23 protein-coding genes are annotated in these 24693 nt (G+C 59.2%); 18 read left to right on the plus strand and 5 right to left on the minus strand.

Annotation, left to right across the window (positions count from 1 at the left end; all coding sequences use genetic code 11):
* Positions 1 to 31: 31 nt before the first annotated feature.
* Positions 32 to 256 (minus strand): heavy-metal-associated domain-containing protein, encoded by a 225-nt coding sequence (locus tag OS242_RS12905; RefSeq protein ID WP_267152104.1) that lies wholly within the window; start codon positions 254 to 256, stop codon positions 32 to 34.
* A 68-nt stretch (positions 257 to 324) separates the two neighbouring features.
* Between OS242_RS12905 and OS242_RS12910 the strand changes: the two genes are divergently transcribed.
* The 12 genes from OS242_RS12910 to OS242_RS12965 all read left to right on the plus strand — a co-directional run bounded on the left by OS242_RS12910 (position 325) and on the right by OS242_RS12965 (position 13252).
* Positions 325 to 465 carry a hypothetical protein gene (locus OS242_RS12910; RefSeq protein ID WP_267152105.1) on the plus strand — a complete coding sequence of 47 codons (141 nt, stop codon included), beginning with the start codon at positions 325 to 327 and terminating at the stop codon, positions 463 to 465.
* A gap of 198 nt (positions 466 to 663) precedes the next feature.
* Positions 664 to 1113 (plus strand): hypothetical protein, encoded by a 450-nt coding sequence (locus OS242_RS12915; protein WP_267152106.1) that lies wholly within the window; start codon positions 664 to 666, stop codon positions 1111 to 1113.
* A 21-nt stretch (positions 1114 to 1134) separates the two neighbouring features.
* Entirely contained in the window at positions 1135 to 1671 is a 537-nt protein-coding gene (locus OS242_RS12920; RefSeq protein ID WP_267152107.1) for a hypothetical protein, read from the plus strand.
* Positions 1671 to 2921 (plus strand): glutathionylspermidine synthase family protein, encoded by a 1251-nt coding sequence (locus OS242_RS12925; RefSeq protein ID WP_267152108.1) that lies wholly within the window; start codon positions 1671 to 1673, stop codon positions 2919 to 2921. The genes OS242_RS12920 and OS242_RS12925 overlap by 1 nt, the downstream gene beginning before the upstream one ends.
* Before the next feature lie 35 nt (positions 2922 to 2956).
* A complete protein-coding gene (locus OS242_RS12930; RefSeq protein ID WP_267152109.1) occupies positions 2957 to 3397 on the plus strand; it encodes a DUF350 domain-containing protein in 441 nt (146 codons plus the stop codon).
* A gap of 160 nt (positions 3398 to 3557) precedes the next feature.
* Positions 3558 to 5663 carry a B12-binding domain-containing radical SAM protein gene (locus tag OS242_RS12935; RefSeq protein ID WP_267152110.1) on the plus strand — a complete coding sequence of 702 codons (2106 nt, stop codon included), beginning with the start codon at positions 3558 to 3560 and terminating at the stop codon, positions 5661 to 5663.
* Between the two features lie 9 nt (positions 5664 to 5672).
* Complete coding sequence (locus tag OS242_RS12940) at positions 5673 to 7520, plus strand: B12-binding domain-containing radical SAM protein (protein WP_267152111.1); 1848 nt, start codon at positions 5673 to 5675, stop codon at positions 7518 to 7520.
* A complete protein-coding gene (locus OS242_RS12945; RefSeq protein ID WP_267152112.1) occupies positions 7513 to 8931 on the plus strand; it encodes a coproporphyrinogen-III oxidase family protein in 1419 nt (472 codons plus the stop codon). Before OS242_RS12940 ends, OS242_RS12945 begins: the two co-directional genes overlap by 8 nt.
* Before the next feature lie 16 nt (positions 8932 to 8947).
* The gene (locus tag OS242_RS12950) at positions 8948 to 10438 is read left to right on the plus strand and encodes a peptide ABC transporter substrate-binding protein (protein ID WP_267152113.1); all 1491 of its coding nucleotides are present in this window, start codon (positions 8948 to 8950) and stop codon (positions 10436 to 10438) included.
* 42 nt (positions 10439 to 10480) lie between these two features.
* On the plus strand, positions 10481 to 10633 hold the full coding sequence (locus OS242_RS12955) for a hypothetical protein (RefSeq protein WP_267152114.1): 153 nt from the start codon (positions 10481 to 10483) through the stop codon (positions 10631 to 10633).
* Between the two features lie 111 nt (positions 10634 to 10744).
* Positions 10745 to 11986: an MFS transporter gene (locus OS242_RS12960; protein ID WP_267152115.1), complete on the plus strand. Its 1242-nt coding sequence runs from the start codon at positions 10745 to 10747 to the stop codon at positions 11984 to 11986.
* Between the two features lie 78 nt (positions 11987 to 12064).
* A complete protein-coding gene (locus OS242_RS12965; RefSeq protein ID WP_267152116.1) occupies positions 12065 to 13252 on the plus strand; it encodes a glycosyltransferase in 1188 nt (395 codons plus the stop codon).
* Between the two features lie 45 nt (positions 13253 to 13297).
* On the opposite strand, the gene OS242_RS12970 is transcribed toward OS242_RS12965, so the two are convergent.
* The gene (locus OS242_RS12970) at positions 13298 to 14572 is read right to left on the minus strand and encodes an MFS transporter (protein ID WP_267152117.1); all 1275 of its coding nucleotides are present in this window, start codon (positions 14570 to 14572) and stop codon (positions 13298 to 13300) included.
* 143 nt (positions 14573 to 14715) lie between these two features.
* The gene (gene pckA / locus OS242_RS12975) at positions 14716 to 16299 is read right to left on the minus strand and encodes a phosphoenolpyruvate carboxykinase (ATP) (protein WP_267152118.1); all 1584 of its coding nucleotides are present in this window, start codon (positions 16297 to 16299) and stop codon (positions 14716 to 14718) included.
* A gap of 310 nt (positions 16300 to 16609) precedes the next feature.
* On the opposite strand from pckA, the gene OS242_RS12980 reads away from it, so the two are divergent.
* Complete coding sequence (locus tag OS242_RS12980) at positions 16610 to 17422, plus strand: Cof-type HAD-IIB family hydrolase (RefSeq protein ID WP_267152119.1); 813 nt, start codon at positions 16610 to 16612, stop codon at positions 17420 to 17422.
* A gap of 80 nt (positions 17423 to 17502) precedes the next feature.
* Here OS242_RS12980 and OS242_RS12985 read toward each other — a convergent pair whose 3' ends face one another.
* Positions 17503 to 18486 (minus strand): ABC transporter permease, encoded by a 984-nt coding sequence (locus tag OS242_RS12985; RefSeq protein ID WP_267152217.1) that lies wholly within the window; start codon positions 18484 to 18486, stop codon positions 17503 to 17505.
* 1 nt (position 18487) lies between these two features.
* Entirely contained in the window at positions 18488 to 19420 is a 933-nt protein-coding gene (locus tag OS242_RS12990) for an ABC transporter ATP-binding protein (RefSeq protein ID WP_267152120.1), read from the minus strand.
* A gap of 99 nt (positions 19421 to 19519) precedes the next feature.
* Here OS242_RS12990 and OS242_RS12995 point away from each other — a divergent pair, with 99 nt between their 5' ends.
* The 5 genes from OS242_RS12995 (at position 19520) to OS242_RS13015 (ending at position 24657) form a co-directional block, all read left to right on the plus strand.
* Positions 19520 to 20362: a GDSL-type esterase/lipase family protein gene (locus tag OS242_RS12995; protein ID WP_267152121.1), complete on the plus strand. Its 843-nt coding sequence runs from the start codon at positions 19520 to 19522 to the stop codon at positions 20360 to 20362.
* 164 nt (positions 20363 to 20526) lie between these two features.
* A complete protein-coding gene (locus tag OS242_RS13000) occupies positions 20527 to 21549 on the plus strand; it encodes a homoserine dehydrogenase (protein ID WP_267152122.1) in 1023 nt (340 codons plus the stop codon).
* Positions 21550 to 21567: 18 nt separating this feature from the next.
* Complete coding sequence (gene thrC, locus OS242_RS13005) at positions 21568 to 22641, plus strand: threonine synthase (protein ID WP_267152123.1); 1074 nt, start codon at positions 21568 to 21570, stop codon at positions 22639 to 22641.
* Positions 22638 to 23603: a homoserine kinase gene (thrB, locus tag OS242_RS13010; RefSeq protein WP_267152124.1), complete on the plus strand. Its 966-nt coding sequence runs from the start codon at positions 22638 to 22640 to the stop codon at positions 23601 to 23603. The genes thrC and thrB overlap by 4 nt, the downstream gene beginning before the upstream one ends.
* A complete protein-coding gene (locus OS242_RS13015; RefSeq protein ID WP_267152125.1) occupies positions 23596 to 24657 on the plus strand; it encodes a DmpA family aminopeptidase in 1062 nt (353 codons plus the stop codon). Before thrB ends, OS242_RS13015 begins: the two co-directional genes overlap by 8 nt.
* Positions 24658 to 24693: the final 36 nt, after the last annotated feature.

The following is a 24693-nucleotide window of genomic DNA, read 5'->3' on the forward strand; positions in this document are numbered from 1 at the left end:
TTGCCGCCAGTGGACAAAGGGGATTTTTCCATTAGAAAGGCTCTTTCCAGTCGGACAGCACGTCGATCCCGGCCGCCCTCACCGTTTTGCGGAGCTGGTTCACGTTCACCAACTGAGAGTCATACGCGACCTCGATGATGTGGTTCCCCGGATCGGCCGTCGCATGGTCGACACCGGTCAACGCATTCAACGATTTCGAGACTTTGCGGTACTCGTCCGGCGAGCAATTGCGAATCATGATGTGTGCGATCGACATGGAATGCACCTCCCTGTCATAAGTATGAGCGGAAATGGTGAACACTACTCGCAGGAGGTGTCTTGCACATGTCCAATCACATCGAGTATCGACGCTTGGAATGGCTGATGAAGAAGTCTCGTCACGGTACATTGACAAAGCAAGAGCAACTCGAATTGGGAAATGCGTTTTTGACTGCCTCCGTACGTGCAACAAAAAGACCTCAGTAACAAAGACCTCCGTTTCAGGAAAAACATCCCTGCTCCCGCCTAAATTCGGGTCAGGGATGTTTTTTCGTGTGTCTTACAGTTTGTGTAAATTGACCAAATCTATTAGAATAGAAAAAGTTGAACGATTTTCATCAGATTGTCGAACTTTTTGCGGGTTGATTCGTATACATCGATACCAAGCAAAGGAGGTGGTACGGAATGGCTCGTTTGGAATACCGATTGTTTGATGAGTCTCAGGGCTTTCCGGTGCTGTATTATTATGAAGGGATCGAACGGCAGGAAGTGTCGTTGCGATTTGCCTGCTATTACTTTGTCAAAGACCGCACCGTCTACGAGCGGGTGTCCTGCGCCATCGAGGAGGGGACGTTCGTGATCTATGTCAGCCAGTCGGATGAGGAGAAGGTGCTCGATCTCAATGCTCCGCATCCGGTCAGCGGTTCCGGCATCCGATTGGAACTGCGGCAGTATCGGGAAGACACGGCGATCTATCCGGTGGTTCACGAATACAAGTTCCACAGTGCGAGCGACGCGCTGTTGCATTTGCAAAGCGATTTTCATTACGTGCAAGAGCGTGAGTGGAAGATGTCATCGACCGAGATCGATGAGGACCGCCGCACGTATGTGATTTACGCGGAACCGATTTCATAATCTGTTTTGGGGGGAACGGACATGCAACACAAAGACACGGGTCATGAAGGCCAGACCAAGACCATGAAAGTCGTCGGCCTGTTCGCGGCAGCCGCCCTGGCCGTCGCGGCGACCGGCTGTTCCAGCCAACCGGCGCAGCAGCCGGTGCCGATCAGCCAGGGCGCGCCGAGCCAGTCGGAGGTCACAGTCAACTCCGATGACATCTGCGAGGATGACAACAACGACGGGTACTGCGACAGCAACACCAGCACCCGCGTTCACTCCGGCGGTGCGTTCGTCTACATCGCCGGCAAGAAGTACTACTACAAAGACGGCCGCGCACCGATCGTGCAAAGCCAGAAACAACAAGAACAAAACTCCGGCTCTTCCGGCGGTTCTTCCAGCGGCGGCTCCAAAAAAGGTACCTCGGTCGGCAGCGGCAGCACCGTCACGCCGCCGTCCTCTTCGTCCGGCAGCGGGCAGGTCGTCTCGACTTCCAAATCGTCGAGCTCGTCCTCCAGCGTTTCTTCCGGCTCCAGAGGCGGCGTCGGCTCGTCGGGCGGTTCGAGTTCCTCCTGATGCGCCAGATCTCGTATGCCGACCGTCGCGACCGGATCTATCTGCCGCTGCGGGAGGCGGGGGTGTTCACCTGGGATTGGATGTACGGCGAAGAGTATGCACTGGCTTCGCTGCATGAGATTGACGCCGCGTTTCGCCGGGAGATCGCCGAGGCGACGGCCGTTTTGGGACGGATTTTTACAAAGGTGGTCGGCATCCTGCAGCAGAGCCCGGATGAACTGCTCTTGGAACTCGGCGTCCCGGAGGCGGCTGTCGGCGCGGTGAAGCGGGTGATCGACCCGGAGCGGGCGACGCTGATCGGGCGGTTCGACTTTGCGCCGACGGCGGAAGGACTTAAAATGCTCGAACTGAACAGCGACACGCCGACCGGCATCGTCGAAGCGTTTTACGCGAACGGGCGCGTGTGTGAGCAATTTGGCAAAAGAGACCCGAATGCGGGGATGGCGGCCGGGCTGCGGGACGGATTTCTCCGGTTTGCGGCGAAGTATCGGGAGCTCGGCTATCCGACCGACCGCGTGTACTTCTCCTCTCTCGACTGGCATGAAGAGGATGCGGGCACGACCCGCTATTTGCTGGAGCAGTCCGGGTTGACGGGGCAGTTCCTTCCGCTCGCCGATCTGCGGGTGCATGAGGATCGGCTGTATGCGCTGATCGACGGCGCGCATGAGCCGGTCGACCTGCTGTATCGTCTGCACGCGCTGGAAAAATTGGCGGAAGAGACAGACGAGGACGGCTATCCGACCGGCGCGCACGTGCTTGACCTGATCGCACGCGGGCATCTGGCGGTGCTCAATCCGCCTTCCGGATTTGCCGCGCAGACCAAGGCGGTGCAGGCGCTGGTGTGGAATCTGTACGAGACGGGCGAGTTTTTCGACGAAGCGGAGCGGGCGGTCATCGGCCGCTACATGCTGCCGACCTATCTGGAAAACCGATTTCACGGGAAAGAGCCGTATGTCTCCAAGCCGATCTTCGGTCGCGAAGGCGGCGCGGTGACGCTCCACGATGCGAGCGGACAGCCGATTGACCGCGACGCGGAAGAAAACTATTGGGAGCAGCCGATGGTCTACCAGAAGCTGGTCGAGATGCAGGAGATCGAAGTCGAGACGTTGAAGGGGCCGTATCGAGGGCGACTGCTCTGGGGTTCCTTCCTGATCGACGGTCAGGCTTCGGCGATTGTTGCGCGCGTGGGCGGCCGGATCACCGGCAATCTTTCGTATTATCTGCCTGTCGCCATGCGCGACGAACGATAGAAACGAGTTCCGCTAAGGGAAAGGGGAATGGAAATATGGCTTCGCAATGGGAGAGCATTTTTAACTTTTTGATCTACCTCGGGGTGACGTTGCCGCTGATGGGGTTCGGGATTTTTGTGTTTGCGATCACGACGCCGTACAGCGAGTTTAAACTGATCCGCGACGGGGGCGCCGAATCGGGCGACCCGCAAAAACAAGCGGCTGCCAAAGCGGCGGCGCACGATCTCGGCGGCAAGATCATCGGCCTTGCGCTGGTGCTCGCTTCGGCGATCTACCACTCGCTCGGTGTCACCGACCTGCTGATCTGGGGTGCCATCGGCATCGTCGCACAGGTGCTGGTGTTTTACGTCTTCGAACTGGTCACGCCGTTCCGCGTCATCTCGGAGATCCCGAAAGGCAACGTCTCCGTCGGTCTGTTCGCCTCGCGTCTGAGCATTGCGACCGGTCTGTTGATGGCGGCGCTGATCTCGTACTGATCGGGTCCGCTTCCTGCTTAGTTTCTCTGTCGACCACTTCCTCCTGTTCATGTTCCGAACAGGCAGGTGAAGTGGTCTTTTTTTTGTCCCTGTGAATAAGATCAAGGTGGATGCGGGTCTTGTGAAGGGTTACTAATGAAAGGGAGCAGAGAGGTGAAACATGCCGCAGGAGATGAACATCACTTATCAACTGGATATCGACGTGATCACCGCCGAGCCGTTCGCCTTGTCCGAGAGTTTGACGAAGGCGTGGGCCTCCGTCGGCGTGCAACTGAGTTGGAACGTGATTCCTGCTGCATGCGCACCGGCGGTGGAAATCATCGAGGATTCGATCCGTTCGGAGACCGCGTGGAGTCATACCCGCAAAGGTGCGTTGCAAGTGATCTGCTGCCGGACGCTGCACCGTGCCGGTATGCCGACGGACAGATTCCTGATCGGCGCGGACGGCGGATTTGAGTCCGATTGGCACAACAGTCTCTTCGTCACCGCTATCGACCTCGACGTGATCGGCACCGCCCTCGCCCAGTTGGTGCTGGGACGGACAGCGACGCAGGAGCAGCCAGGCAGGAGCGGCCGATTGTGCACAGACGGCACCCTCACGATGTCAATGACGGAGCAACTTCTGGCTCGCGACCGCATCTTGTTCGACCTGCAAGGACCGCCGAAACAAGCAAAAGGGCGCATCCTCTGGGTGTTTGCCAACCCATATATCGATTTGATCGCAGGGCCGTACGGACTCGACATCTTGGACGGCATAGCCAAACGCCGCGGCTTTCAAACGCATTTTGTCAATCCGTACCTTGAATCCCTCGATCCGCAAGCCGGGCTCTTGGAGGCGATCCGACGCACTCGTCCCGATCTGATCGGTGTATCGTTTCGAAACATCGACGATGCCTTGATCGTGCATCGCCTGGAAGGTGATCCGCAGTCGATCGACACGCACGATCTGGTCGGCGGCGTGACGCAGTTGTTGCAGGTGCTGGGCGAGTTTGACGGGCCGGTGATCGTCGGCGGTGCGGCGTTCGGCACAGCGCCGGAACGATTTTTGAATCAGTTTCAGCTCGACTACGGCATCATCGGCGCGGCAGACCTGGCGATCGATCAACTCTGCGCGGATTGGTCGCCGCTTGAGAGGAGCGGCGGGTGGCGAGCGGAATTTGAACGCGTCTGGTCCACTCTGCCGGGAGCGGTATGGCGAACGGGTGACACATTTGCCCGCCGCGATGGGAGCCGGACGCGGGAGTTGCAACAGACCCCGCGCATCCGCCGCACGCTGCCGTACACGCTGCTCAACAAGCGGGATTGGCTCCCGGAACCGGTGCGCGGGGCACAGGGGTGCGCGCTGGGCTGTTCCTACTGCGTCGAGTCGGTCAACCGCAAACAGATGAGCTGGCGGCAGGTGGGCGAAGTGGTCGACGAGATGGAGTTTGCCAGGCGCCACTATGGCCTGCAGGTGTTTCACCTTGCCGATTCGGAAGCCAATGTCCCTTTTTCGCGGCTGACCGACCTCGCCGACGAGATCGTGCGCCGGGGATTGGACGGTCACCTGCTCTGGACGGCGTATCTCAACGTCAAGCCGTTTGACACGGCGGCGATCCCGCTTTTGTCGCGCTCGGGTCTCTACCGGTTTAAATTTGCCCTCGACCATTTCCACGATTCGATGCTGAAAAGCTACCATAAAAATTTTCGGGAAGATGACATCGCTCAGTTGCTGGACGGATTTGCCCCGTATCTTCGGCAGACGCAGTTTTACGCGGGCGTCTTGCTCGGCGGGCCGGGGGAGAGCGAAGAGACGCTGGCCTGCGCGGTGCAGAGGATGAAAGAGGAAGCGGCGCGCGGCTTCACGTTTTACTACAACGTGGGGGTGCGGGTGTACCCTGGCACGCCGTTCGCCGAGCAGTGGCAGCGGGCAGCCGATCCGACGCACTACTACGGGCCGGGTCTGCACGACGGTGCCGTGTCTCCGCTGGTCTACTGTGCGCCGCAAGCGCCGCGTCCGCTGGCTGCCCGGCTGGAATCGGTGTTTGCCGACACACCGCGGGTGTTTCGGATGAATCAAGAGAAGATCCTCGAGATCGGATATGAAGGGTATCGGCGCTATCTGATCGCGTGGCACGCGTGGCTGGCCGGACGGGAATCGGAAGCTGCCGCGATCCTCGATCAGATCGAGAACTTGAACGTGCTGCGGCAAGGGATGGCGTTGCGCAGACTGTTGCGCCTCCGAGCCCGCCGTTCGCCGTGCACCGCACAATCCATAGAGAAATGAGGGACCCTCGTGAAAGTTTGTCTGGTTCGACCCCTGCTCTCATCCAACGTGTTTAACGGCTACCCGTTGAACTTGCTCATCCTGGCGTCTGCGATCCGCGATGTCGGCCACTACCCGGTGATCTGCGACTACGACTACCTCAAGGAGATCGACCCGTCTTGGATCGCCGAAGACTTTGCCGCCCGCGCCGCCGAAGACATCCTCAGCCACAACCCGGACCTCGTCGGCATCACCTCGATGTGCTCCAACTACGTCCTCGCCGTCGATCTCGCCAACGAGATCAAGCGGCGCGCGCCGCACGTTCACATCACGTTTGGCGGCCCGCACGTCTCCTTGTGCCCGGTGGAGACGTTGGAGAGCTTCCCGTCGGTCGACACCTGCGTCGTCGGGGAAGGGGAGATCACGTTCCCGGAGCTGCTGTCGGCCGTCGAGTACGGCCACTCACTCGAAGGCATCCTCGGCGTCCACTACCGGGACGAAGCCGGGGCGCCGGTCAGCAACGGCCCGCGACCGTTGATGAAAGACATCACGCTCTCGCCGCGTCCGGCGTACGATCTGGTCGACATGCGCTCGTACATCGACAATGCGGAGGACATCTACATGCAGGTCTATGCCGGGTCCGGCTGTCCGTTCGACTGCTCGTTTTGCTCGACCAGCATCGTCTGGGAGCGCAAATACCGCGTGATGGGGGCGGAGCGCGTCGTCGACGAGATCGAATATCTGCACAAAACGTATGGCGTGACCCACTTCAATCTGCTGCATGACAACCTGTCCTCCAACAAACCGTACATCCACGGGATCGCCGATCAGATCGTCTCCCGCGGCTTGAACATCAACTGGGGCTTCTCCTCCCGCATCGACACGCTCGATGAGAAGACCGCGCAGATCGTCGGCGCGGCCGGTTGCAACTATATCTTCTTCGGCGTGGAGAGCGCCTCGGAGCACATTCAAAAAACGATGGGCAAACGGCTCAAAGTCTCGATGATCCACCAGACGCTGCGCCATTGCCTGGAAAACGGCATCCTGCCGACGACCTCGTTCATCCTCGGATTTCCGGAGGAGGAAAAGCCGGATATCGAAGCGACGATCAAACTCGCGTTTGCCTGCAAAGTGGTCGGAGCTTGGCGTTCGTTTATCAACCTGCTCTCTCCGTACACAGGTACCCGCCTGATGCGCAATTCGGAAAAACTGGTGCTCGACTGGGACAATGTCAATACATCGATGGTGTATTTCCTGTACGACAAGCACAAGCGCGAAGTCGAGAAAAATCCCTTCATCTACGCCAACTTCTATTTCCTCGATTATTCCAAGTCCTATCTGAAAGAAGGCGACTATTCGAACATCGTCGACTTCTATACGATGTGTCTGTTCAAATATCCGTACACGATGCACTATCTGCTCAACGAGCTGGAACTGGCTCCGCTCGATGTGTACGCCTTCTTCAAAGATCAGGTGACGACGCTGACCCCGGCGCAGCGCGACTCGCTCGACGTCAAGATCACCGAGGAAGACCTGATCGCCATCGCCGGCGAGCAGCATGCGTACGACCTCGTCTCCTGCCTGCGCTATGACCAATCGATCGTCTTCGTCTCCAAAGCCGGCTTTGAAGGACGCGTTCTTTTCAAAGGATCGATCTACCTGCCGGACGAAGTGCCGCACAATTTCTTGGAGCAAGTGGTCGTGATGCCGGGCGAGCGGTATTTCCTGCACGAGAACAAAAAAGGCCACCTCGCGACGTATGAGCTGAACGAGGAACAATATCGGAACTTTGAACGGGAAGGTCTGCCGGTTTACTTCCCGGAGCATTGGGAGCCTGTGCACACAACCAACGGTGATGGGAGCATCAAACATGCTTAATCTCAATCTGAACGACCGGGATACCCTGTTGAAATTTGATCAGCAACTGCCCGTCTACAACTGGTACTATCCGTTTCCGTCCGACGAAGACGAAGTGGTCGACACCCATCAAGCATTGCTCACCCTGAAGACGGTCAAAGAGAATCGCGGCCGGCGCGCCTTGTATTTTCATGTGCCGTTTTGCGATACGCTCTGCACGTTTTGCCCGTTCTACCGCCTGACCAACTACACCTATCTGGAACGGGTCGATCAGTATGTGGATGCAATGATCGCCGAGATGAAGTGGAAGTCGCAATACCTCGGCATCGGCAAAGTGCCGGTCGACATCATCGCCGTCGGCGGCGGCACCCCGTCGGTGCTCACCGCCGAGCAGATCCGCCGCTTTGGGGCGGCTTTGCGGGACCACTTTGATCTCTCGGAGTTGAAAGAGTTTACGTTTGAGCTGGAAGTGAAGAGCGTGACGCCGGAGAAACTGCAGGCGATGAAGAAGATCGGCGTCAATCGGGTCAGTTTCGGGGTGCAGACCTTCCACCCGGTCTACCGCGAGATCTTCAACATCACCTCGACGCCGGAACAGGTGCGACAGGTCGCCAAGTGGGCGACGGATACGTTTGCGTACGTCAACATCGACATCATCTTTGGCCTGGCCGGTCAGAGCTTGGACGATCTGATGGCGGAGGCGGATGCAGCGATCGCCCTCGGCACGACGACGGTCGATTTTTACCCGCTCAACTACATGTCGGCCTCGCTGAAGATGCATCGCCAATTCAAAGAGCGGGGGTTGGAGCCGCTCTCACCGGCGACCAAGATCGGCTATCGCATGTTCCTCGACGAATACATGCGGGCCAAAGGGTACATTCCGATCAACGGCTACAGCTACACCCGCGACCGCAAAGAGCGCACCGGGCGGGTGCTGCTCGACCGCGATCCGGTGTTCCAATACCACGATGTACTCTACGGCTACAGCACCGACGAAGTGATCGGATTTGGTGCGAGCGCCGTCACGCAAGCGGGAGATTTCAACACGTTTAACCCGAGCTCGCTCGATGAGTACATCGATGAATTGCAAAAAGAAGGGGCGCTGCTCTCCGCCTTGACGCTCGGCAACAAAGACTGCCCGGAAAAAGGGATCGTCTATTTCCCGTATCGCGGCGTGTTGGAAAAAGACCGCATCGAGTGGGCGCGCGTGCCGGATGAAACGCGGCAGAGGTTGGCAGAGGCGGTGCAAAAAGGGCTCGTGGCAGACGGCGGCGACCGGTACACGCTGACGCAAGCCGGCTGGTTGTTCTATGTCAATCTGGTGTATTTCCTCACGCCCGGAGCCGGGCAACAGTGGCTCAACGAACGCATCGAGAAACGGATCGAAGAGGGGCGCGACCCCGACGCGATTCAGTTGTACGAACTTGTATAGAAAGGCGTGACCGTTCATGGAGTTGCAGTGGTGGGAAGAACTGATCCCCGACCGAGAATTGAAAACGTTGCACTTTTTGACTCAAGTCCCGCCGTTGACGTTCAACCCGGCTGAGTCGTTTGATCTGGTGACGCGCAACGTCGTGTCCAATCTCTTTGAAGGTTTGGTCACACAAGATCCGCAGACCTTGCAGCCGCAGCCTGGCATCGCCGATGAGTGGCAGGAGCTCGTGCCAGGTCAGGTCTATCTCTTTCATCTGCGGATCAACACGCGCTTTTCCAACGGAGACCCGGTGATGACAGACGATGTGATCTATTCCATCGGCCGGCTCGGCGAGTTTCAAGGGAGCGAATTGCAGGTGACGGAGGGGCCGGAGCCGCGCACGGTGCGGATCGAGCTGTCTCAGCCGTTGCACGGATTTCTCGACCACCTCGCCACGCCGCCGTTCGCCATCGTTTCTCAAAAGGCGGCAGAGCGGCACGGGTATGCACCCGAGCACCTCGTCTCCTCCGGCCCGTTTCGGATGAAGGAAGTGAGCAAGAAAGGGATCAAGCATCCGTCGATTGTCGTGCTGGAGCGCAACCCCTACTATTGGGACTGCTCTTCTGTAGGGATCGATCAGGCGGTCTACATCCCGATCATGGATGCGGACGAACGGCTGCGGGTGTTCAAGACCCGGTATTCGCCGGAAGGAAGACGGTTCCACTATTTTCTCAATCACGGACCGGTCATGCGCTACCAAGAGCTCAAGGAGGACCCGGAACTGCAACCGGCTCCCGTCTACGGCACCATCGTGATGACGCCCAACTTCAGCGTCAAACCGCTCGACGATGTGCGGGTGCGCAAAGCGATCTCGCTGGCGATCACCCGCCGCAACATCATCGACTACGTGGTGCCGCACATTCATGTGGCCGACGCGCTCGTGCCGCACCACATGCGCGGCTACCCGGAGTGTCGCGGTCTGGTGCGGGAAGATGAGGCGGAGGCCCGACGGTTGCTCGCCGAAGCAGGATACCCGGACGGGCGCGGGTTTCCGGAACTGACCTTGACGATCTTTGACCATGACTACCAAGAAGTGATGGTCAACTTTCTGATCCGCGATCTGAAGCGGGTGCTGGGCATCACCGTCGCGTGCAAGCGGCTGAAATGGGGGGACTATGTGCGCCATCTCGAATGGCGCAACTACGAGCTGCTGTACGAGACGTGGCATGCCGACGTCCCCGACCCGGGCGCGTTCCTGATCCCGCTGGCGACCGATCATCCGTTTAACACGCCGGGTTATTCCAACGCGGAGTTTGACGAACTGATGCTCCGCACTCTCGAGGAGCGGGACCCGGAGACGCGTACGCAGCACTACCTGCGCGCCGAACAGATCTTGATCGAGGAGATGGCCACCATCCCGCTCTGCTACGACTCGCACTTTGTGATGATCGACGAGGGCGTAAAAGGGGCTCGTTTGAACAAAGCGGCGGTGCTCCCGTTAAAACACATCGAATTGCAGTCGTAGCTTCAATGGATGCCGCATTGCCATTGAAAGGGGGTGAAATTAATGGAAAACATCACGAACGTAACGGAAACTCAAGAGACCGTTGAAGAAACGGTAGAAGTGGTGCTGGACGCTGAAAAAGTGACCGAAACCACGACCCTCGCTCCGAAGCGCCTGACCCGCGTGGTCACGAGCCGCGTCGTGTCCGAGTGGTAAGAACTCGCGTACATCTGAAAAGCAAGGAGGAGAAAAGACTGTCAAAAAATTGACAGTCTTTTCCTCCTTTTTCTTGTATAATAATCATTATCGATGTAAGGAGGGGAATGAATGAGTGGGAAAGGGTTTCGGCAGGTCTTTCGAAACCGCAACTATCTGCTGTTGTGGTTTGGACAGACGATCTCGCAGATCGGGGATGCGGTTTCATTGGTTGCGATGCCGCTGCTGGTGTTTGAGTTGACCAACTCGGTGACCGAACTGACGCTCACCTTTGTGATCGAAGCGATCCCGTGGATCTTGATCGGCCCGATTGCGGGCGTGTTTATCGACCGGGTGGACCGCAAAAAATTATTGATCGCAACCGACGCGATCCGGGCGGTGCTGATCTCGTCCGTCTTTTTTATCGATCAGATCTGGATGATCTATGTCATCGCCTTTTTGATGCAGACGATGGCGACGATCAACACGCCGGTGCGCTCGGCGATCATCCCGGAGTTGCTCGACAAGGAACTGTATGTCAAAGCGATCGGCCTGTCCCACACGACCTTTCAAACGGTGCAGGTGATCGGTCCCTTTCTGGCGGCCGGGTTGCTGTCTCTGAGCGGCGGACCGCGTCCCGTCTTTTTGTTGGACGCGCTGACATTTCTTGTCTGCGTTGCGATGGCGCTGGCGATGCGCTTCCCGGACGGGGCTGCGCGCGGGGAAAAGAAGACCGAATCGGCGGCCGACACGTTTGCGCAGATGGTGCAGGTCGGAGCCAAATTTCTCGTGACTCATCCTGTGATGCGCTACATCACGTCGATCAACCTGCTGAAAGCGGCGGTGCAGGCGCTCGTCTTGATCGGCTCTCTGCTCTATGTCAAAACGACGCTGGCGATGACCGGTACAGCGGGCGACCGGATGTACTCGCTGGTGATTGCGGCGATGGCGGTCGGGGTGATCTCCGGCACGCTGTTGATCGGCACGTTTGAAAAGCGTCTGCAGCGCCGTTGGCTGATCGTGGGCGGACTGATGTTGCAAGGCACCATGCTGCTGCTGGTCCAGACCGAGCCGGGGCAGGTCTCGCTCTTCTTCCTGTTCTTGATCGCAGGCTTTGGCGCGAGCGGTGCGATGACGCCCGTGTCCGCCTTCTATGCGGAGACCACGCCCAATGAGATTCGCGGCCGGGTGTATTCGATGACCAACTCGATGCTGCGCATCGCCTCCCTGTGCGCCTATCTGGCGGCAGGCCCCATCGGGGAACGCTACGGGGCGGTGGCCCTGCTGACCGGCACCGCCGCCTTGTTGCTGATCGGAACGCCGCTGTGCACGCTGCTCTTGCGGGGGTTTCGGGTGCTGCGACCGAAACTGTAAGACAGGAACGGCTTGCGCGCTTTCCTTTTTTCCTGTAGAAAAAAGGAAAGGCGTTTTTGTATGAAGGTGGGTGGAAAGATGAGTATCTGGATCGTGATCCCGGCTGTCGTCGTGCTCGGCTATTGGGCGGCGATGGCTGTGATGCATGCGTTCGGGCTGCCGAAGATTCCCCGGGTGGACGTGCGGTCCGACCGGTTGCCGGAGGAGCCGCTCGTATCGGTGCTGGTGGCGGCAAAGGAGGAAGAGGAGTCGATTGCGGCGACGATGCGCGATCTGCTCGGGCAGTCGTACAGCAAAATGGAGCTGATCGCCGTCAACGACCGCTCGGAGGACCGCACCGGCGAGGAGATGGAGTCGGTCAAGCGGTGGGCGGCCGAGCAAGGGCTGCCGGCGGCGGTGGAGGTCGTGCACATCAAGGAGTTGCCGCCCGGATGGCTGGGGAAAAACCACGCGCTCTATATGGCGGCACAGGCCGCAAAAGGGGACATCCTGCTGTTCACCGATGCGGACGTGCGGTTTCACAAAGATGCGCTGCGTTCGACGGTGCACTATTTTCTGAACGAGCAGGCCGACCATCTGACCACCCTGCCGGTGATGGTCGCCAAATCGCCGCTGTTGCGGGCGTTTGTCCACTTTTTCCTGTTCTCGCTCGGCATCCTCAAACCGATGTGGCGACCGAACGACGACGAGCAGACAAGCCTTGGCATGGGCGTGGGCGCGTTCAACATGCTCAGTCGATCCGCGTATGAACAGATCGGCACGCACCGCGCCATCGCCCTGCGGCCGGATGATGATCTGGAACTCGGCATGCGCGTGAAACGAGCCGGACTGCGGCAACGGGTGGCCGTCGGCATGGAACTGCTGTCGGTTGAGTGGTACCCGAGTTTGAAAGCGGCGCTGATCGGGCTGGAGAAAAATCTGTTTGCCGGATTGAAATATCAATTGTGGCAGGTGTTTGCCGCTACAGCCGGACAAGTGTTGTGTTTCGTCTGGCCGTTTCTCGGGGTCTGGCTGACGACCGGCTGGGTGCGGGGCGCGTACATCGTATCGGTGGCGATCATGATCTTGCTGTACGTCGGCTATGTGCGCAAACTGAGCCGGTATCGCGGCGTGGAAGTGTGGTTGCTGCCGGTGACCGCGTTGCTGTTCGTGTACGTGCTGTTCCGCTCGACGTTTTTGACACTGCGTCGCGGGGGCATCTACTGGCGAGGGACGTTCTACTCGTTGGCGGAGTTAAAGACGATGATGCGCGACACGGATCGGTGAACCAATGAAAAAGCTCTCTGCCGTGAAAAGGCAGAGAGCTTTTTCTTATTGCGCTTCGCTGGCCGCCGCTTGCACCCAGCGGGGGTGTTTTTCCGAGTTGCGGAATTCGCGGACGGCGAAGGTGACCGGGCCGAGCAGCGCCATGCCGATGCCGCCGATGTAGAACAGCATCGGCGCGGTCAGCACGCCGTTTTCCAACAGGAACGAGGCGAGGGCGTAGGAGATCGGCGTGATCCCGAACGACATCAAGGACAAGAGTGACATCACCCGGCCGAGCATGTGCCGTTCGGTGACGGTCTGCATGTAGGTGAGTACCGGGATGTTGAACATCGCCATCGACAGGCCGAGGACGAACATCACCGTCAGGCCGTAGGACATCGTCTGCATCGAGCCGATAAACGCGAAGGCGATGCCAAAGACGGCGATAAACAGCGAGACGATGCGCAGTCGCCCGCGAAACGCCTTTTGCCAAGCGACGATCAAACCGCCGATCAGCGCACCGATGGAGATCGTCGCTTCGAGGAAACCGTACTCCGTGCCGTCAAACCCGAGCGATTTGACCAGCGACGGCAATCCGATCTGCAACGGTCCCATAATCATCACGTTGGCAAACAGAGCGGTGAGCAGGATCAGCGCGACCGTGCGGATGGAGAGCGCATAGCGAATGCCTTCCACGATATCGGCGAATGCCGATTGCTTTTTCGCCTCGGGCGGGGCGGCTCCGTCCGTCTGCTCGTCTTGACGGAAGCGCAGCGGGAGGAGCAACACCGTCGCCACGAGGAAGAAGGAGCCGATCACGCTGAACATCAGCGAGTAGTTGTCGAGCAGGAACAACTGCGACGCCAGCATCATGCCAAAGACGGACGAGAGCTGCAGAGACGTCTCCAGCAGGCCGTTGGCGCGGGCGAGGTCGCTTTGTTTGACCACGAACGGCATGCTCGACGAGCGCGCCGGCCAGAAGAACGCATCGACGACGCCAAAGATCACCGCCATCGGGAACAATCCATACATCACATTTTCAGGCAACGCCCGTGTCAGGAACAGCGCGAACAAGATCATGATCCCGCCGCGGATTGACGCAGACAGGATGAGTATCCATTTTCGGTTCAACCGGTCGGCCGCCACGCCGCCGATCAACATAAAGAACAGGCGCGGCAGAGAGATCAACAGCAACGTGATGCCGAGCATCCCTTCCGACCCGGTGATGTCGACGACAAACCACGCCAGCAAGATCAGCAGCGCGGCATCCCCCAGCGCCGAACAGACGGTCGCGAGGTAAAAGCGTAAAAAGTTGCCGTCGCGCATAAAAGACTTGGCCATGAAAAGAGAGCCCCTTTCGATTTCACTTATTTACCTATCTTATAATAAAAACAGTAGCGAGGAAAGGAAAAGTAAAAAGAGGGAAGTAAAAAAGCACCGGAATCCTTTTCAGGTCCGGTGCTTCTGGTGTTCATTGATTTCTCTTACACGCGCGGTGCTGCGCTCTTGATCTCGTCCGAGACGCTGTCAAACTTCTCGAAGTTTTTCACGAAGCGGGAAGCCAGATCGCGGGCTTGGGCATCGTAAGCGTCTTTGTTTTCCCAGGTGTTGCGCGGGTTGAGGACGTCAGCCGGGACGCCTTCCACTGCGGTCGGGATCGCGAGGCCGAAGATCTCGTCGGTGACGAACTCCGCGCTGTCGAGGCGGTTTTCAATCGCAGCGGTGACCATTGCGCGGGTGTAGGACAGCTTCATGCGCGAGCCGGTGCCGTACGCGCCGCCGGTCCAGCCGGTGTTGACGAGATAGACTTTGGCGTTGTGCTTGGTGATCTTCTCGCCGAGCAGCTCGGCGTAGACGGTCGGTGCCAGCGGCAGGAACGGTGCGCCAAAGCAGGTGGAGAACGTCGCTTCCGGCTCGGTGATGCCGCGCTCGGTGCCTGCGAGCTTCGAGGTGTAGCCGGACAGGAAGTAGTACATCGCCTGTTCCTTGGTCAGCTTTGCGATCGGAGGCAGGACGCCAAACGCGTCGGCCGTCAGGAAGACGATCACTTCCGGGTTGCCGCCGAGGCTCGGCAGGACTGCGCCCGGGATGTAGTCGATCGGATACGCCGCGCGGGTGTTTTCCGTCAGCTGGTCGCTGTCGTAGTCCGGCAGGCGGGACTCGCGGTCCACGAGGACGTTTTCCAGCACCGCGCCGAACTTGATCGCGTTCCAGATCTCCGGCTCGTTCGCTTCGGTCAGGCGGATCGCCTTCGCGTAGCAACCGCCTTCAAAGTTGAACACGCCGTTGTCTGTCCAGCCGTGCTCGTCGTCGCCGATCAGACGGCGGTTCGGGTCGGCCGACAGCGTGGTCTTGCCGGTGCCGGACAGACCGAAGAACAGCGCGACGTCGCCTTTTTCGCCGATGTTGGCCGAGCAGTGCATCGGCATGACCCCTTTTTGCGGGAGCAGGTAGTTCATCACGGAGAAGATCGATTTTTTCATCTCGCCTGCGTAGTGCGTGCCGCCGATCAGGATGACGCGCTTTTCAAAGGAGCAGATGATGAACGTCTCGGAGTTGGTGCCGTCGACAGCCGGGTCGGCCACGCAGCCCGGTACGCCGATGACGGTGAACTGCGGCGTATGCGCTTGCAATTCTTCTGCGTTCGGACGGATGAACAGCTGATGAACGAACAGGTTCTGCCAGGAGAACTCGTTGATCACGCGGATCGGCAGACGGTACTCGGTGTCAGAGCCTGCAAAACCGTCAAACACGTACAGCTCTTCTTTGGTCTTCAGGTAGTCGAGCACTTTGGTGTACAGTTTGTCGAATTTTTCCGGATCGAACGGTTGGTTGACCGGACCCCAATGGACTTGGTTCTCCGTCGTTTCATCGCGGACGATAAATTTATCCTTCGGAGAGCGGCCGGTATATTTGCCGGTCGTGACGCTCAGCGCGCCGGTCGAGGTCAGAAGGCCCTCGCCTTTTTGGGTCGCCGTTTCGACAAGGAGCGGCACAGACAGGTTGCGGTGAACTTTAACTGTATCTAAAATTTGTTGGAGTTCCGGGGTGATCGTTTTGGTGGTCATGCGGGTTTCAGTTCCTTTCCAGTTGGGTCTGAGGAAACATGTTAGTACCATATTAAGCATATGCACATCATTGGTGCAACAGATTTTGGGAAAATGTCACGATTCCGCCAATGTTTAAGTCATACTATTTGCCAAGAGTATAACACATTGGGTCTGCCTCGGAAACACTTTTTTCCCAGTATCTATTAAACTACCTTTTTTCAGACTTGTCGAAATTTCATGATATTTTTAATCGAATTCGTGTTCCTCTTACAAAACCCGTGTTATAATGAAATCCCGAAACAGGGGAAAGTTGGGAGGAGGGACAGCGATGATCCGTGTGATTGCGATGGATCTCGACGATACGTTGATCGCGCCCGATCAACAGATTCCGGAAGAGAATCTCCAGATGATCCGCACCGCTCGTGAAGCGGGGGTGCGCATTGTATTTGCGACTGCCAGAGGGTGGTACCGCACAGAGAGTCTGTATCGCGCCCTGGATCTCGACACCCCGGCCATCGTGTCGTCCGGCGCACAGATGATTGACGGCGTGACCGGCAAAGAACTGTGGGGGCGCACCATTCCTTTGGAACTCGCCAAAGAGGTGATCGCATATGCCAACGAGCAAGCGATTGCCTTGCGGGTGTACGTCGGTTCCGAACTGTGGAACAATCTGCCCCGCGACCCTATTTTTGCGAAGGGGCAATATGAATTGAAGTATGCCCCGGACCTGCACCGCCATATCCGTCAGGCCCCTTACCAAATCTTTACCAAAGGGGAGCGGGAGGTCGAATTGCTTCTGAAGAAATTCCCGCAGGCGGGCGACGGTTGGCTGAGCCGCCGGGTCGTCTACGCGGACGGGGTGCCGGAATTGATGTACCTGCACCCGCAGAGCAACAAAGGCGAGGCGTTGGCCGCCCTGTGCGCGAAGTGGGGCGTGCCCCGCGAGCAAGTGATGGCGATCGGCGATTCGACGAACGACCTGCCGATGATCGAGTGGGCGGGTGTCGGCGTCGCGATGGGCTGGGCTCCGCAAAGCGTCCGCGAGCGGGCGGACCTCGTCACGGCGGAGAGGGACCCGGCCGGCGTCGCTGCAGCGATCCGCCACGCTTTGTCCGCCAACGTGTCGCCTCGGGTATCCTAGGCGCCCATACTTGTAACAAAACGAGCAAAAGCCCCGACGATATACTCGTCAGGGCTTTCTTTTTATGCCTTGCTTACTGCTTACGCCAATACATCGCGGCGGGAGAACGTCACAAAGGCGACGATCAACGCCCCCAGAGACCAGAGGCCCAGCATCGCCAGCGAGAACGGCAGGGTCAGATCGGGGATCGGCAGCGGCGTGCCGTTGATATAGTCGGTCAGCCGCAGGTGCGTGACGAACAGATATTTTGACAACGGGAAATCGGACGCCATCTGCACCAAGATCGTGCCGCCGATCAGCACCGCCATCATCACGCCCATCCCGGCTGCGGTGGAGCGGATCAGCACAGAGACCATAAACGACAGCGTGGCGACGGTGATCGCAGCGACAAAGCCGAGGCCGTAGTTCATCAGCACGAGTTTCCACTGCGGGATCATCTGCACGGCGGAAGTGTCGATGCCGCCGCCCGACATGGAAAAGCCGGTGAACATTGGCGCGTCCCAGCCTTTGTAGCCAAAGAACAAGCCGGAGATCAGATAGGAAAACACGCCCATCGCCATCACGGTCAAGCCCGTGAAGAGCAGCAGGGTGATGTATTTGCTGAGCAGAATCTTCCACCGCTTGACCGGGCGAGTCAGCAACAGTTTCACCGTGCCGTCGGTGTGTTCGGTGGAGACGATGTCGGCGGCGACGACGATGATCAAAAGCGGCATGAACAACTGCGAGCCGAACTGCATGAAGACGCGGGTAAACGTCGAAGCGCCGGTCTCAGCCGGGTTGATGCCCCGGTCGAGGTAGTAGCGGTTTTGTTCCTTTTGCATCGTCAGCACTTTCTTGTATTCGTCCGACAGCGAGGCCGATTGCAGACGGCGTTCCGTGTCGGTGATCTGTTGTTGGAGCTGAATGCGCCAGTCGTTGATACCGACCTTGGCTTTCAATCGCTCTTGCTGCGTCTGCTGCCCGTAGGCGAACAGCGGGATCAGCACGAGCAGGATCAAGAGCACGACGAGGAAGCGCTTTTTGCGCACCACTTTCAGCGTTTCGTTTTCGACGAGTCCAAGCAGGTTACGCAATGGAGTCACCTCCTGTGATCTCCAGGAACAGCTCTTCGAGCTGCCCTTGCAACTGCACGCTGTACAGCTTGACCCCGGCGGCGATCAACCGCTCGTTGACGTGGGCGGTCTGCGCTTGGTTCAAGGTGGCGACCACTTTGTTGACACCGAGCAGATCGACCCGGCCGTCGCCGACCTCCTCCTCGATCACCCGGACGGCAAGTTCGCGGGGCTCGACCGTCCACTCGATGCGGTTGATCTCCGACTGCACGATCTCTTCGACGGTGGCGACGCGCAGGATCTTGCCATTGCCGATGATCGCGATGCGGTCGCACATCATCTGCACCTCGCTCAGCAGGTGTGAGGAGACAAAGACGGCCAGCCCCTCCTCGCGGGCCAGTTTGCGGATAAACTCGCGCAGCTCGCGAATGCCGGCCGGGTCGAGACCGTTGGTCGGCTCGTCGAGGATCAGCAGTTTCGGACGCCCTAGCAGCGCTTGGGCGATGCCGAGGCGTTGGCGCATCCCGAGCGAGTACGTCCGCACTTTGTCGTGCACACGGTTTTCCAATTTGACGAGGCGGACGACCTCTTCGATCCGCTCATCGGTGACATCGCCGAGCATGTTGGCAAAATGTTCAAGATTTTGCCAGCCTGTCATGTATTTGTACAGCTCCGGGTTTTCGACGATACAACCGACGCAGCGCATCGCTTCAATAAAGTTTTGACGCAGGTCGAAGCCGCCGATCTGCACCTGGCCGTTCGTCGGCTTGATCAATCCGACGATCATTCGGATCGTCGTGGTCTTGCCGGCGCCGTTCGGGCCGAGGAAGCCGAACACTTCGCCTTCGCAGACATCAAACGTGATATCCTCGACGATGGTGCGGCCGCCGATTGCCTTTTGCAAGCCGCGCACAGACAGAGCGGCGGGGCGTTTGTTGGATGGCACTGTCTCTTCCTCCTCGATATGGTTATACTGGGGTTATACGAAAGTTATACCTACTTCATCTCTCTATGATACACTATAGATCAGGAGGTGCATCGCTCCATGCGTAAAAAAAGTTCATCTGCACTCTGGATTTCAGTGGCAACGGTTGCACTCGTCTCCATCTGCGTGCTGGGCGGCGGCTTTTTGATGGCTGTCACCGGACCGAAGGGCGAAGTGGCGAGCAACGCGCCCGTAGGGCAAGTAGAAGCAAAGGAAGCGGCAGCCGCAGCACCGGCCGCCAACGAGCCGTATCGCATCGTCGCTCTGGGCGATTCGCTGACCAAAGGCGTCGGCGACACGACCGGCAAAGGCTATGTCGGCTTCCTTAAAGATAAGCTCGAAGCAAACGGCCGCACGGTTCACCTGCAAAATCTCGGCATCTCCGGTCTCGAATCGACCGAACTGGCCGCCTCGCTCGACTCGGGCGGGATCAAAGAAGCGATCCAAACCGCCCAGTTGATCACGATCTCCATCGGCGGCAACGACGTCACGCACTCGATCGGCGGCGTCGGCAAGATCTTCTCGACCAGCGCCATCCCGGAAGCGGCGATCCGCGAGGCGCAGGCGCAGTATACGAAAAATCTGGGCCAGATCCTGCAGACGGTGCGACAACACAACCCGGAAGCCTCGATCCTCGTGCTCGGGTTGTACAACCCGTTCGAAGGTGTCTTTGAAGACCAACCGTTGATCCAGAAGCTGCTCAGCGAGTGGAACGCCAACCTCATCCAAACGGCGCAGACGATGCCGAATGTCAAAGTTATCCCGACGTTCGATATCTTCCAATGGAACGTTGGCAAGTTTCTCTCCCCCGACCATTTCCATCCCAATGAAGCGGGCTACGAACGGATCGCCGAGCGGTTCTTCCAAGCGTTGCCCGAAAAGATGCAAGCCAAAAAGCAATGACCGGCCGCGTTCTCCATCTGGAGGACGCTTTTTTTTTTACAAAAAAACTATTGAATTGTGCATCAATTCAGCGTATACTGTCCAACATACAAAAACACAAATCCATAAACAGTGAACACGAAAAGGGTGCGCGTCGATGGATTTGAACAGAGGAGTGGACAGACATGAACAGACATCCAGTGGTGAAAATCGGACTGCTCGGGCTCGGCACCGTCGGGTCCGGCGTTGTGAAAATGTTGGAGAATCACCCGGAGGCGTTGTTGGAGCGCAGCGGCAACGACGTTGAGATCACCAAGATCCTCGTGCGTGATCTGGACAAACAGCGGGCGGTCGACGTGCCCCGCGAGCGGCTGACGCAAAACGTCGCGGAGATCATCCAAGACCCGGAGATCGACATCATCATCGAGGTGATGGGCGGCGAAGAGGAGACCAAACAGATCGTCCTCGCCGCGCTCGAACAGGGGAAACACGTTGTGACTGCGAATAAAGATTTAATCGCGCTGCACGGAGCCGAACTGTCCCGCATCGCCGAAGAAAACGGCGTGGAACTGCATTACGAAGCGGCGGTGGCGGGCGCGATCCCGATCCTGCGGGCTCTGCGGCAGTCGATGGCGGCCGATCAGATCGTCGAGGTGATGGGCATCGTAAACGGCACGACCAACTACATCCTGTCGAAAATGACGGGGGAAGGCGCGTCCTACGACGAAGTGCTGGCGGAGGCGCAGATGCTCGGCTATGCGGAGGCCGATCCGTATGCGGACGTGTCCGGCCTTGATGCCGCTCGTAAAATGGCGATCCTCGCCTCCATCGCGTTCCATCGCCCGGTGGCCCTCGCCGACGTGGCAATACAGGGGATCGAGAAGATCACGCAGGAGAAGATCGCCGCAGCCCGCGCACAAGGCGGCGTGATCAAACTGATCGGCCGAGCGCAGCGCGTCGGAGCAGACGTGCTGGTGTCGGTCGGGCCGATGGTGCTGTCGAACGATCACCCGTTGGCGCTTGTCAACGATTCGTACAACGCCGTCCACGTGCGCGGCGAGGCGCTCGGCGAAGCGATGTTCTACGGTCGCGGTGCCGGCATGATGCCGACGGCCAGCGCGGTGGTCGGCGACCTGTTGGCGGTGCTGCGCAGCCCGCAGATGGCGCAAGGTCACGCGGAACTGCGGCTCGCGGGCGTACTGAGATAGAGAGGGAGGCAAGGGGAGATGAATCTGAAATTGTGGCCGGGCTTGCTGGCCGCCTACCGTGACCGTTTGCCGATCAACGAGCAAACGCCGTTGGTGTCGTTGCAAGAGGGGAATACGCCGTTGATTTTTGCCGAAAGTATTTCCCGGGAATTAGGCCTTGAGATCCATCTGAAATACGAAGGGCTCAATCCGACCGGGTCTTTCAAAGACCGGGGCATGGTGCTCGCCGTGGCAAAGGCTGTCGAAGCGGGCAGTGAGACGATCATCTGCGCGTCCACCGGCAACACCTCCGCATCGGCCGCTGCGTATGCGGCGCGGATGGGGCTGCGCTGTCTGGTGCTGATCCCGGACGGCAAGATCGCACTGGGCAAACTGGCGCAGGCGATGATGTACGGGGCGGAAGTGGTGGCGATCCGGGGCAATTTTGACCAAGCGCTCGCCCTCGTCCGCGAGATCGCCGAGGAGTCGTCGCAGGTGACACTGGTCAACTCGGTCAACCCCTACCGCATCGAAGGGCAGAAGACGGCCGCCTTCGAAGTGATCGACCAGCTCGGCGGGGCTCCCGACTACCTGGCGATCCCGGTTGGCAACGCAGGCAATATCACCGCCTACTGGAAAGGATTTTACGAGTCCCGCGAACGGGGCGACATTGACAGACTGCCGAAGATGATCGGCTTTGAAGCGGAAGGCGCGGCTGCCATCGTGCGCGGCGAACCGATCGCCGACCCGGAGACGGTGGCGACGGCGATCCGCATCGGCCACCCGGCGAGCTGGCAAGGCGCGGTCAACGCAGCACGCGACTCGGGCGGTGTTATCGACAGCGTGACCGACGAGGAGATCCTCGCCGCGTACAAAATGCTGGCTCGGCAGGAGGGCGTCTTCTGCGAGCCGGCTTCGGCGGCAGGGCTGGCTGGCGTGATCAAGCGGTTGAAGCAAGGTCGGATCGAGCCGGGTTCCCGCATCGTCTGCGTCCTGACCGGCAACGGGCTGAAAGACGCCCATATCGCGCTCTCCGTCTGTGACAGTGAGTTTCCGGTGATCGACGCGGACATGGCGGCTGTGCGAAATCAGATCTGGAGTCACCGCCGATGAACGTCCACGTCCGCGTGCCCGCCACCACCGCCAACCTCGGACCGGGATTTGACCTGATGGGGATGGCGGTCGATCTGTACAACGAAGTCTTTTTAAAGGAAACCGACGGCGGCCTGCACATCACCGTCGAAGGCGAGGGGGCGGAGACGATCCCGCTGGACGAGAGCAACCTCGTCTATCAGGTCGCTCACCGGCTGTTCCGCGAGGTCGGCTACACACCGCGCGGGCTGTCCTTTCATTTAAAAAATGACATCCCTGTCACCCGCGGCCTCGGCAGTTCTTCAGCGGCTGTCGTCGGCGGGCTGGCAGCGGCGAACCGGCTGTGCGGCGATCCGCTGTCCCTGCTGGAGTTGCTCGCCATCGCCGCCGACATCGAAGGGCATCCCGACAACGTCGCTCCGGCGCTGTTCGGCGGCGTCGTGCTGACGACCGAGGCGAAGGGGCGGCTCCACACCGTCCGCCTCGACCCGCCGCCAGAGCTGGCGATGGTCGCGGCGATCCCGGAGTTTGAACTGCCGACCGCCCTGTCGCGGGAGGTGCTGCCAAGCCTCGTGCCGCGACAAGACGCGATCTTCAATGCGGCGCACGTCGCCTTGATGACCGCCGCCCTGATGCGAGGCGACCTCGAACAGTTCAGCGCCGCACTCGCCGACCGGCTGCACCAACCCTATCGCTCGCCGTTGATCCCCGGCATGCCGGACGTGATCGCGGCGGCCGATCGTGCCGGTGCGCTCGGTACCGTGCTTTCGGGGGCGGGCCCGACGATGATCGCCTTCACCGAGGGACCCTGCTTGCGCGTCGGACAGGAGATGCAACGGGCGTTTGCCGCCCACGGCGTCGACAGCGTGATCCGCGTCCTGCTCCCGGACCGGGAGGGCGTCGCGTATCAGGGAAAGGAGTTGATTTCCACGCAACAGGACAGGAAACAGGACACGCAACAGGAGATCGTTTGCCATGACTGATCAGAAAAGACTGCGCGATTACGAAATACCTATTGGCACCCTGCCAACCGGCGCACGCAACGCGATCACCGACGTGCCCGGCGTCCGGGTCGGCCACGTCACCCTCGACGACGGCCCGGTCAAGACAGGCGTCACGGCGATCCTGCCGCATGGGGACAACGTCTTTCGAGAAAAGGTGCTGGCTGCCTACCACGTCATCAACGGATTTGGCAAATCGACCGGCCTCGTGCAGATCGAGGAACTGGGCACCATCGAAACGCCGATCCTGCTGACCAACACGCTCTCCGTCGGCACCGTCTCCGAAGCGCTCGTCCGGTACAAACTGGCGCGAAACGAAGACATCGGCATCGCCGCCGGCACCGTCAACCCGCTCGTGCTCGAATGCAACGACGGGTACCTCAACGACATTCGCGGCCTGCACGTGCGAGCCGAGCACGTCTTCACCGCGATTGCAAATGCGTCCGAAGACGTGGCAGAAGGCGCGGTTGGCGCAGGCACGGGCATGTCTTGCTACCAGCTGAAAGGCGGCATCGGCACTTCCTCCCGCGTCATCAGCATCGCGGAAAAAGACTACACCGTCGGCGTGCTCGTCCTTTCCAATTTTGGACGGCTCGACGACCTGCGCATCGACGGCCAGCCCGTCGGCCGCCGGATCATCGAGCACCGCGAGCAAGCCACCCGGCCCGAACCGGACAAAGGCTCGATCATCCTGATCGTCGCCACCGACCTGCCCGTCAGCGAGCGGCAGTTGAAACGCCTCGCCAAACGAACAGAGGTCGGCCTTGTTCGCACCGGCTCCTACATCGGCCACGGCAGCGGCGACATCGCGGTCTGTTTCTCAACGGCACAGCGGATGCAGCATGAAGGTGTGGCGGTTCACCCCTTGCACATGCTCGATGACTCACATCTCGACCCGGCATTCCGCGCCGTTGCCGAAAGCACAGAAGAGGCGATCCTGAACTCCATGATCGCCGCACACACCACCGTTGGGCGCGACGGACACGTGCGGGAGTCGTTGCGCGGGTATCTGGATCGCGGGCAGGAAAAACAGTAAAAAAGCGTACCTGTGAGAAAAACAGGTACGCTTTTT

The sequence above is a fragment of the Tumebacillus lacus genome (genome assembly GCF_026410385.1).
Lineage (GTDB): Bacteria > Bacillota > Bacilli > Tumebacillales > Tumebacillaceae > Tumebacillus > Tumebacillus lacus.